The organism is Thorsellia kenyensis (assembly GCF_042432445.1).
Lineage (GTDB): Bacteria > Pseudomonadota > Gammaproteobacteria > Enterobacterales > Thorselliaceae > Thorsellia > Thorsellia kenyensis.
In genome coordinates this window covers 37,552-48,783 of sequence record NZ_JBHLXE010000108.1, presented here as the reverse complement: position 1 = coordinate 48,783, position 11,232 = coordinate 37,552, and the positions used below count along the sequence as shown (strand labels likewise).

Genomic DNA, 11,232 nt, shown 5'->3' with positions numbered 1-11,232 from the left:
GAGCGTCAAATAAACCCAATGAACTTCTAGCAACAGCGAGTAATCAAGTCTATTGCTAGGATATGCCGAGCTTAAAGTTTCTTTTCATCAGATAATAAAATATTCGCTATTATGATTAAATTCCCTTATACTATTAAGTTAGACAATGAGTGTATATTTTAAGGGCTGTTTTGTGTAAAACGAACAATTGCTATCACTCGGTAATATTTTTTTAAGTTGCATGATTTTTTGGGGGATTTATGGCTCGCGTAACAGTACAAGATGCAGTAGAACAAGTAGGTAATCGTTTTGATTTAATTTTGGTCGCATCGCGCCGTGCTCGTCAATTGCAGACGGGTGGTAAAGACCCTCTAGTTCCAGCTGAGAATGATAAGCCAACCGTTATTGCTTTGCGTGAAATAGAAAAAGGCCTAATTAATAATGAAATTTTAGATGCTCGCGAGCATCAAGATCAACAAGAAGCTGATGTATTAGAAATGTCAGCCATTCGTTCTATTAGCTCAATCACTTCAATGTTAGATGACGACTAAATATATAAACATCTAAATTAATTACTTTAAAAAGGCGCTTTTAGCGCCTTTTTTTATATATGTATTTATCACACACGACTCAATAAATTATAAAAATATTGTCTCTATCAATATAGATCTTACTTTCAATCGTACAAAGAGTTACATTTACTAAAAAAGATATTATTCAAATCAATAATAATCCTAATAAAAAGGGAGAAATAGTGAAAATTCAATACTTATTGTATAGTAAAAAACATAGGGAATTTTCTAATGGCTATAACAACTCAAGAGAGATTTTAAGGAATAACAATGACTAAATATAAATATGCATGGCAGTTCGATGCGAAAGGGCACCCACTAATATTAAAAAATAAACCGTTACAATCATTAACGTCAAATCAAATTTTGGTTGAAAATTTGTATGCTGGCATCAATCCTGTAGATTGGAAATTTATCGAATTTAATCCAATGAATTGGCCTATTGATCAAATACCAGGTGTTGACGGTGTTGGAAAAGTTATAGCCGTTCACAATGAAGAACACCAACATCTGGTAGGTAAAACCGTAGTTTATCATACAAGTCTTCATGTAGATGGCAGCTTCAGTTCGCACGTTATACTTTATGCTAATCGAGTGATGTTACTACCTGAAGGAATGAGCTTAGCGGTAGCGGCCGCACTTCCTTGTCCTTTATTGACGGCATGGCAAGCTTTTTGCAAAATCCCTGTCAAAGCGAACCAAAACGTGTTACTAACTGGAATGGGTGCTGTAAATAAATTATTAACCCAACTACTTGTTCAAGCAGGATTTCATGTAGATGTAATCTCTAAAAGCTTAAAAAATGAAGAGGCTAAGACTCTCAATATCAGAGAGCTTTATAGAGATATGCCTGAAAATAAAAATTATTATGCAATTTTCGACTCAAATGGAAAAGCCTCAGCCACAGCGCTAGTTCCTTACCTCAAGGCGAATGGTCATATCATTTGTATCCTAGGAAGAATCGATACACCTGTTGATGAAGCATTTACCAGAACAATTTCTTATCATGAAATTGCCTTAGGCGCTCTTCATACTTATGGTACTGATTTAGACTGGCAAGAGTTAATGAATGAAGGTCAAATTTTACTTGAAAATATTGCAAGAGGACATATGGTAATCGAAACTCCCACTGAGTTCTGCTTTGATAAACTTAATGATGCACTAGATTTTTCTAGGAATAAACAACAAAAAGCGGTAGTAAAAATAAGCTAAGTTGATTTCTTATAAATATCATGATACTCATGATACTATTGTTTTTTTGCTCTTCGCCCTAATCAGGCGGGGAGTAAGTACGAATTAATCAATTACTGTATCAAATCTTTATCAACCAGAACCTAGATAAAAAGCTAAAATATTTAACCCGTACTAATCCCAACCTTTATGTATCAAAATAAATTTCTTTAATGAAATGCTAAAAAGAATCTGATACTATCCTGTTAACTTAAGCGTGATATTTTTGCCTTGGTACATTAAAAACATCTAATGCATTGAAATCAAAAGAATAAAAATGTAGTTTGTCTAATGTATGAAAAGCAGTAAAAAAGTATCCCGCTATAAACTACCCAGATATATTCCTAAGTACATCACTCACAATAATTCTTTTTGATAGTAAAAGCTCATGCTCAATTTAAGCGATCTTAAATGTTTTTTACATCTCTCTCAAACACTCCATTTCGGTCGAAGTGCTTTAGCGTTGCACATGAGTGCACCGACCTTATCAAGACAAATACAAAGGTTAGAATCTGAACTTGGAAAAGCATTGTTTATCAGAGACAATCGTCATGTAGTTCTAACTGATGCAGGAGTTAAACTCATTCCATTTGCCACAAATATGCTACTTGAATATGAGCAAATAAAATTACAAATACAAATTGAAAACCAACAACTTAAAGGAGAGCTTAAAATTTTTTGTTCTGTAACTGCTGCTTATAGTCACTTACCTGCTATCTTAGATAAATTTAGAGCCTTGCATCCAGGAGTAGAAATTAATTTATCCACAGGTGACGCGGCAGATGCACTGGATAAAGTTCTTTCAAAAGAAGTTGATGTTGGTATAGCTGGCAGACCACATAATTTACCTTCTTCAATTAAATTTGAAAAAATTGATGAAATTAAATTGGCTTTAATTATCCCGACTGTTCCTTGTCCTGTAAAACACGCTGCAAGTGTTGAAAATCCAAACTGGGAAAGTATTCCTTTTATTCTACCAGAACACGGGCCATCGAGAAAAAGAGTGGATGAATGGTTTAAAAAACAAAAAATTAAATCACCTCATATTTATGCAACCGTTTCGGGTCATGAGGCAATTGTTCCTATGGTGGCTGTAGGATGTGGAATAGCCATAATTCCTAAAGTGGTTGTGGATAATGTCAGCGAAAGTATGAAACAGAGAATCACACAAAAAGAATTAACAGATTTTGATTCTTTCGATTTGGGAATATGTGCACAAATTAAAAGATTAAATGAACCACTTATTGATGCAGTTTGGCAGCTTATCAATAATGTAAAAACCTTTGATATTTAATGAATATTTATTGCTTATACTCCAGCGCCTTTGACTTAAATGTATAAGTTTTCAGCTACTGAAGTAACCTATGATACATCCAATAGATTATTTGAATCCAAGATGCGCTTTTAAAAGTTCATATGCACCTTGAATGGCCTGTGTTTTTTCTTTAGCTATTTCCATCATCTCAGGCGGTAAGCCTTTAGCAACTAATTTATCTGGGTGATGTTCACTCATCAATTTGCGATAGGCGCGTTTGATTGTCATTGCATCACTACCCTCACTTACGCCAAGTAGAGTATACGCTTCTTTGAGTTGTGCTTTAGGGTCGCGATAGCCATTTTGCTGGTACCCTCTATGTTGACGATTCTGGCCTTGCTGACCAAAGCTCTGTCCCGCCTGAATCATACTCAAAATCGCTTCAAACTGCCTTGAAATACCAAGTTCACTAGCTATCACTCTAAGCACCTCTTTTTCATTGGGGTGTAAAGAGCCATCAGCAAGAGCCACTTGAAGTTGTATTTCTAAAAAGATTTTAACCAAATCAAATCGGCGACCTAAGGCGATACGTAATTCACGCATCACTCTTCTTAACGGAAAATTAGCATCTTTTCCTTCACGGTATGCTTCTTGTGCTATTTGCCTTTGTGCATCATCCAGTGAAAATCTATCCATCACAGAGGTAGCAACTTTTATGTCTTCTTGTGTAATGACTCCTTTCGCTTTGCTCAAATGCCCCATGACCTGAAATGTGGTAATAAAAAATACTTGCTGTCGATCATACTGCGAACCATCATCATACTTATTCATTCTGCGATGCATTAAGCTTCTGTCAAATAAATGTCCAATAATTATTGCTAACACAATGAAAACAAAATTAAAGCTGAAAAAGAAGTAAGTCAAAAGCACAGCGATAATCTTACCTAAATGGTTTTTCATGATATTTCCTAGATATTTTTTAATTATTTTGCTAATAAGGTTATACTGTAAAAGATACAATTAAAAATTGATCGTCCAATAAAGACATATCTTACCTTTTTTTTAATTGGGTTTATAGGAAATATATTATGAATACAGATGATTTTATTGATGTAGATGTGAAACCTCCGTTGCTAAAAACAGTTCCTCTCAGTTTTCAGCATCTTTTCGCGATGTTTGGCGCCACCGTCTTAGTCCCTTTTCTTCTTCAAGTTAACCCTGCAACTATTCTATTATTCAATGGACTAGGAACACTTCTATATATTTTGATTTGTAAAGGTAAAATCCCTGCCTATTTGGGTTCAAGTTTTGCATTTATCGCACCTGTATCGGCACTTTATGTGAGTGGTTTTACTTATGAATATGCCCTAGGTGGATTTATATTATGCGGTATTGTTTTCATGCTAGTAGCTTTGCTTATCAAATATATTGGGGTGAAATGGATAGAGGTATTAATTCCTCCAGCCGCGATGGGTGCAATTGTTGCCGTCATTGGTTTAGAACTTGCTCATACTGCTGCGAATATGGCGGGCTTAATTCCGACAGAAACCAAACCTTTTGATGGAAAAATTGCCTTTGTCTCATTAACGACTCTCGCTATAACCGTTTTTGGCTCGGTCTTATTCCGTGGTTTTTTTGCAATAATCCCAATTTTGATCGGAGTCATTTGTGGATATACGCTGGCCTATTTTGTGGGTTTAGTTGACTTTTCTAAGGTAGGCAATGCCTCTTGGTTTGCATTACCCACTTTTTACAAACCTAAATTTGAATTATTGGCCATGATAACTATCTTACCAGCTGCTCTTGTGGTTATTGTAGAACACATTGGCCATTTGATGGTAACAGAAAAAATTATTCAAAAAGATTTAATCAAAGATCCTGGGCTACATCGTTCAATGTTTGCTAATGGGTTATCAACCACTTTATCTGGTTTTTTCGGCTCTACACCCAATACCACCTATGGTGAAAACATTGGCGTAATGGCTATCACTAAGGTCTATAGTACCTGGGTAATTGCTATAGCGGCATTAATTGCGATTGCTCTTTCTTGCATAGGTAAACTGTCCGCCCTTATTCAAGCGATACCAGTTGCTGTCATTGGGGGAGTATCACTGCTACTCTATGGTGTTATTGCCACATCAGGTTTAAGAATTCTTGTAGATGCTAAAATTGACTACAGCCAGGCTAAAAATTTAATTCTGACCTCTGTAATATTAATTGTTGGAGTCAGTGGTGCTGGTTTAAACATAGGTGAGGTTAATTTAACGGGTATGTCATTAGCTACCATTATTGGCATGGGTATGAGTTTAATTTTTTTTATCACCGAACGGTTTTTACCTTCGAAACACCCCTAAAGGTCAAATATTATGCGAATTTTCTTTGGATCAACAAACAGTCACAACAAGCTAATATTTAATTTTTTTATGCTGTCTGTAGTTTTACTCTGTAGTAGTTTAATTACATTTATTGCCGCTAATTGGGATGGAATTACAATTTTTCATCGTTTTTTGTTGGTCCAAGGCGTGATTGTCTTTACCAGTGCCTTGTGCTTAAGTCTTTTTTTCAACTCTCGTATTAATCCAAAAACAGTTAAAGTGCAATGGGGAAAATTTGCGCTTATTTTTATCATAATCAGTGCGTTAGGCGCACTTTATGCACTCATAGGGCAAACATATCAGACAGGGGCTGACGCTTGGCAACTCTTTTTTTTATGGTCATTTTTATCGTTACCGTTTGCTATTTATATCAATAGCTCTCTTATTTGGTTCTACTTTTTAGTGATCATTAATACCACATGGGTATTAATGACACAGCAAATCTATGCACTGGAATTTTTGGGGAGCTTATTACCTGCTTCATTTTGTTTTATGTTGTATTTGATTTTATTCCATGGACTGAAAAATACCCAATGGGTAACACAATTTTTGCTATTTTTCTCTTTTGGTTTTGTTTACTATCACTTTATCATTAATGAATTTTTTAATGAGAACTTTTATATTTTACTCTTGTTACTCATCATAGGCAGTGCAAAACTGGGAAGTCATCTACAAAAGGAACCCATCAGTTTTATACAACAAACTTTTTTTATCATTGTTATAGTTAACACCAAAATATTTGTAGAAGTCTTTATATTTAATAATGAGTCTACCCTGAATTTCTTGATATTTACCCTTTCGTTACTCATCAGTAGTACCTTATTTTTTTGCTATTTAAGAATGGTATACAACAATTGGAATACCCATAACACGTTTTTAACTGAACACACAAGACAGACAGCGAACATGATAAAAAATATCTGTTTGGGATTTCTTGGATGGTCAATTGCATTAAGTTCAGTATTCTTAGTAGAAAGTATTTTAACGGATATGCCAGATATTATTAAAATACTCTCAATAGCCATGCTTTTTGTGGTAATTATCTATGTACAGAAAAAAATCTTTTCAACGTCTATTCTCAATCAATTTGGATTTGCGTTACTGTTTAGTTTTTTACAAATTTATCTATTTAATTTAGTAAGTAGGCATACTGGTCGCTACGAGCATTCTCTGGATTCAGAACATCTAGCTTTATTAATGAATGTATTAAATTATTGTACAATTATCCTTCCATATTTAATTTATTATGTTCTTATTAAACATAAATATAGTCGGATCATCATAGGGACTTTTGCAATATCCCAACTTTTACATGAATATTATCAAATAGATGATCCCTTTTTTTGTATTATCATTACCGTAATGCTTACAGTTTATCTAATCAAAGACAAATTTACATTCAAAACACCTCTTTTTAAGACTCTACAGCAGGCATTATATAGTGAGATGTTTTTGATTCTATTCTACGCATTATCTTTCCTATTAATACTCAAATATCAACGCCTAATATGGCGGGATGCTTTTGATGGCATGTATCATGCTATGCCATTTATTGCACTGAGCTTGATTACATTATCAAATAGATTACCTAAATATCTTATTATTATTGGTTTATTGCTCTCTCTATGGAGTTTTTATTTTAATGGTGGTTGGCTTTTTTCACTTTGGGATTATTATTTCCAAGAGTATAGTTATTCTAATAAATTTAATGATTTTATTTGGTTACCTTTTGCTCTCACAGTAATAATAATAGCCTCTTTCAGCTCTTCAAAATTCCACAAGGTGTTCAGTTGGGTGTTTGTATTCACATTACTCTATATGAATTACTATGATTTACATACACTCCTTATTATTAAATCTAAAACACTACTTATCACAGGCTTAATACTTACCATAGTCACTATTTTAATGGTGTCTCTTCATAAATTGAATGTCAATAAACACTTTAAAAATCAATCATTCTTGGACGAAGGGAATAGGTTAGCATCTATGCATCCTAACAACGAGATAGAAAAAGCAGAGTTTGCAAAATTAAAAGAAAAGACAACGCGAATTGCCTTTTGGATAAATCATTTTATCTCTCATCGTCGTAGCAGACTCCTCTTTTTTTCTAGTGGATTAATACTCAGCCTTGGGATTGCCAATAAAACAATTTATGATTATGAAAGGATTATTAACACAGGCCAGACCATCCGATTTGAAATTACGCCAAGGGATCCTCGCTCACTTATTCAAGGTGATTATATGGTGCTAAATTACGTGTTAGAAACTCAAGTCAATGAGGCCAATAGAATGTTAAAATTAGAGGAGAGTTTAAAGGAAAAGGATTCAATCATTTTAACTATTGATCCGAAGACAAATGTGGTTTTTTTAGCATACCCTTTGCAAAAGGATAAAATTCCTTTACAAGCCAAAGAAATTGAAACACCATTGAATTATAATGGGTACAATTACACTCTTAAATTACCTCATAGCTATTTTTTTGATGAAATGACTGAATTAAATTATTCTGTTGCTCGTTATGCAGAGTTCAAAGTAAGTCCAGAAGGAAAGTTCATTCTTTCTGCTTTACTTGATAAAGATTTTAATACCATTAAATAAACCATCATTGTTGAAATTTTTAGAGGCTTTTTACTCTAGTTGTTAACGACCTCTAGAGTAAAGCCGAATGAAGAACCTTTTCCAAGAGTACTTTTTATTTCAAGCTTACTATTATGACGAGATAAAACATGCTTAACAATCGCAAGACCAATACCACTCCCTCCCGATTGGCTATTTCTAGAACCATCAATCCGATAAAATCTTTCTGTAAGATGAGGAATATGCTCTTTAGCAATACCTTGACCACTGTCATTTACTTCAAATTTTATGTGGGTGGTATTGATTCTAAATAGTTTAACTTCAATATTCGCTTCATTCGGAGTGTGTTTTATCGCATTTTCAATTAAATTACTCATCGCACTACGCAGTTCATCACTGTATCCTTTGACGTATAAGTCTGGTTCAATTAACACCGAAAAATGATGCCGTTGATGATTGAGAGCTTCAGCAGAATGCATAATTGTACTGAGTAATGAAGCAATCGGAACAATCATTTTTTGTGTCTCGTTTACTTGATATTCTAGGCGAGAGAGAGCTAATAATTGCCCAATCAATGATTCCATTCTCTGCGCTTGGTTTCGCATAGTATTGAGAGCATTCACTGGTAAATATCCCACTAATGCGTCATCATCTATCATATCAAGATAACCCTTAAGAACAGTTAAAGGTGTTCCTAATTCATGGCTGGCATTGTTAAAAAAATTACGTCGAGCAATTTCAGCTTGTTTCAATTGAGTGACATCCCTTGCCATGACAATAAATGCTTCATCAATATATGGCATAATTCTAAACTCAACATCTTTTTCACTGTAGAGCGTCAATGTTAAAGGATCATGAAATTTTTTATTTTTTAAATAGGTTGCTAACTCAGGGTAGCGAAGTAAATTTTGAATGTTTTGGCCATTATCAGCAGGCCATTTGAATCCAAGTAAATTCTCAGCTAAGCGATTACACCAAAAAATAGTACCATCAGGCGTTATCATCACTAATGCATCAGGTAAGGATTCAGCACCACTTCTAAATCTTTTAATTAATGTAGCTAACTCATTTCGACGCTTTCTGTTACGTTTTTGTAACTGTAATAAGCCATAGAAAATCACTTCCCAATGCCCCTTTGCAGTCGGCGGAGTCATACTTTTATCTTGCCATAACCAATAGGAGAGTTTGAGTTGTTGATGATAATTCCACAGCAATAAAATCAATAAGCCAAAAGAGATCCCAAAGGCCAAGTGACCCAACAAGGCCCCCAATATGGCAAAAGGTGTCAGAATAAGAAAAAAAGAAAATAAAAAAGAACGCCAGGTGAGTTTTTGAAGCAAAATAGAATTCCTTGAAGAAAATCAGTCAGTTTAAATGTAAAAAAGGTCCATCATTTAAGATTGACCCTTAATCCAATAAAAGATAATGGTGGCTATTAATCTATCATAACCCATGTTCACACTTTTAGTCTAATTTCACGGAAAAACGATAGCCACTACCTCTTACAGTTTGAATGTTTTTATCATGTCCCGAGGGTTCTAATGCGCGCCTAAGCCTCCTAATGTGCACATCGACAGTTCGGTCTTCGACATAAACACCATCACCCCATACTTGATCTAGAAGCTGCTCTCTACTATAAACACGTTCAGGTCGACTCATAAAAAAATGTAGCAATTTAAATTCTGTTGGACCCAAATTTATAGGAATTTCTGACGCAAAAACACGATGTGCCGCTGTATCAAGCCTTAATCCAGCTAAATCAATGATATCGGCAAAAACATGGGGAGACACACGTCTCAATATTGCCTTAATACGGGCCACTAATTCTTTTGGAGAAAAAGGTTTGGTAATGTAATCATCTGCCCCAACATCTAGTCCTTGCACCCTATCGAGTTCTTCATTCTTAGCTGTCAGCATAATCACAGGAATAGATTGGGTAGTTTTTTCTCTTTTTAATTGCTTAAGAAAACCTAATCCCGATCCGCCTGGTAACATCCAATCTAACAAAATTAAATCAGGTAATGGAAATATCAATTGAGCCTGAGCATCTTGAATATTTGATGCCACTTTTACCTCATAACCAGACTGCATTAGTAAAAAAGTTAACATTTCACTAATGGCTTCCTCGTCTTCAACTACAAGAATTGTTATCGGTGCTGCCATGCGCTTATCCTTTTGTTATTAACGATAAGTTATTAATTTGCACTATGCATTAATAGTTATTCCTAATAGTATGCGACAGAAATATGACACTTTTATGAAATAATTTAAAATCATACAAAAAACTGAGTCAAACGCATACTTTTACGAAAAAATAGCCCAATAAGTATTTCAACATTCTGAATGATCTTACAAATTAAATTTCAACATAGTGAGGAAGAGAATTGATTATATACCTCAAGTCCTTGATGTATCTTGTAAATGAAATGATTTTGAACTATAAAAATTCTTGTTAAAGGCCATAAAAAAATGTAATAAAACAGCGATAACATAAGTCAAGAAAAGAAGTTGTTTTCTCAATCGCTTAGTTAAAAGGACATTTAATATTTCCAATGAGTATTTACAAGAGTTCATCACGTGAATTTTCATTTAAATGACTAACATCTCCAGCTGTTTCTACAACCCATCCTTCAGCTAGCCAGTCACTCTTTTGGTAATCTACCCTAGATAAGGAACAATTGCGCAAACGGATACGCCTAGGTGCATGAGCAGGTAATCCCATGATAGTACCAATTAAACACCCTAATGCTAATCCATGACAAATAACTAGCGGGATAGATCCCTTAGGTAAACTTTTTAGATCATTAAGCGCTTGATGTAATCGATTAGCCATCTCTTGCATCGATTCTCCTTCTAAAATACGTGCATCTAGTGCACCGGATAAAGGTGCTCGTCTCATTGCATTTTCTTTATCACTTAGGTCATCAATGCAACGTCCTTCTAAGATCCCCATATTTAATTCTCGCCATCTTCTATCAGTGATAACTTCTAATTTTAAAGGTTGAGCAATAATAGATGCCGTTTGGACAGCTCGTCCTAAATCACTGGAATATAAATGCGTTATCCCAAGGCTTTTTGCTCTTTTTGCTACCCAATGTGCTTGAGATATTCCCTCAGCTGTTAAAGGGCTATCGAGCTGACCTTGGATTTTTCTTTCTGCATTCCAAACCGTTTCACCGTGCCTGACTAAATAGACCGTTGTCATAACTCCTCCTTTTTCAATCAATTGAAATAGATTACT

At 34.6% G+C, this 11,232-nt stretch carries 9 protein-coding genes; 5 read left to right on the top strand and 4 right to left on the bottom strand.

Features of this window, described 5'->3' with window-relative positions; all coding sequences use genetic code 11:
- The first annotated feature begins 239 nt into the window (after positions 1-239).
- The 3 genes from rpoZ to ilvY all read left to right on the top strand — a co-directional run bounded on the left by rpoZ (position 240) and on the right by ilvY (position 3,075).
- The gene (rpoZ, locus tag ACFFIT_RS11465) at positions 240-530 is read left to right on the top strand and encodes a DNA-directed RNA polymerase subunit omega (protein ID WP_385877813.1); all 291 of its coding nucleotides are present in this window, start codon (positions 240-242) and stop codon (positions 528-530) included.
- Between the two features lie 291 nt (positions 531-821).
- Complete coding sequence (locus ACFFIT_RS11460; protein WP_385877811.1) at positions 822-1,763, top strand: alcohol dehydrogenase catalytic domain-containing protein; 942 nt, start codon at positions 822-824, stop codon at positions 1,761-1,763.
- Positions 1,764-2,169: 406 nt separating this feature from the next.
- Positions 2,170-3,075, top strand: coding sequence for an HTH-type transcriptional activator IlvY (gene ilvY / locus ACFFIT_RS11455; RefSeq protein WP_385877810.1), 906 nt, complete (start codon positions 2,170-2,172; stop codon positions 3,073-3,075).
- 87 nt (positions 3,076-3,162) lie between these two features.
- Here the strand turns inward: ilvY and djlA are convergent, their stop codons facing one another.
- Positions 3,163-3,996, bottom strand: a complete 834-nt coding sequence (djlA, locus tag ACFFIT_RS11450) for a co-chaperone DjlA (protein ID WP_385877809.1) — start codon at positions 3,994-3,996, stop codon at positions 3,163-3,165.
- 128 nt (positions 3,997-4,124) lie between these two features.
- On the opposite strand from djlA, the gene uraA reads away from it, so the two are divergent.
- Both uraA and ACFFIT_RS11440 read left to right on the top strand, forming a co-directional pair.
- Positions 4,125-5,390 (top strand): uracil permease, encoded by a 1,266-nt coding sequence (gene uraA, locus ACFFIT_RS11445; RefSeq protein ID WP_385877807.1) that lies wholly within the window; start codon positions 4,125-4,127, stop codon positions 5,388-5,390.
- A 12-nt stretch (positions 5,391-5,402) separates the two neighbouring features.
- On the top strand, positions 5,403-8,012 hold the full coding sequence (locus tag ACFFIT_RS11440) for a GDYXXLXY domain-containing protein (protein WP_385877805.1): 2,610 nt from the start codon (positions 5,403-5,405) through the stop codon (positions 8,010-8,012).
- Positions 8,013-8,047: 35 nt separating this feature from the next.
- Here ACFFIT_RS11440 and phoR read toward each other — a convergent pair whose 3' ends face one another.
- From phoR to gpmB, 3 genes are all read right to left on the bottom strand, one after another.
- Positions 8,048-9,331, bottom strand: coding sequence for a phosphate regulon sensor histidine kinase PhoR (gene phoR / locus ACFFIT_RS11435; protein WP_385877804.1), 1,284 nt, complete (start codon positions 9,329-9,331; stop codon positions 8,048-8,050).
- Between the two features lie 124 nt (positions 9,332-9,455).
- Positions 9,456-10,154 (bottom strand): phosphate regulon transcriptional regulator PhoB, encoded by a 699-nt coding sequence (gene phoB, locus ACFFIT_RS11430; protein WP_385877803.1) that lies wholly within the window; start codon positions 10,152-10,154, stop codon positions 9,456-9,458.
- A gap of 397 nt (positions 10,155-10,551) precedes the next feature.
- A complete protein-coding gene (gene gpmB, locus ACFFIT_RS11425) occupies positions 10,552-11,196 on the bottom strand; it encodes a 2,3-diphosphoglycerate-dependent phosphoglycerate mutase GpmB (RefSeq protein WP_385877802.1) in 645 nt (214 codons plus the stop codon).
- Positions 11,197-11,232 lie beyond the last annotated feature (36 nt).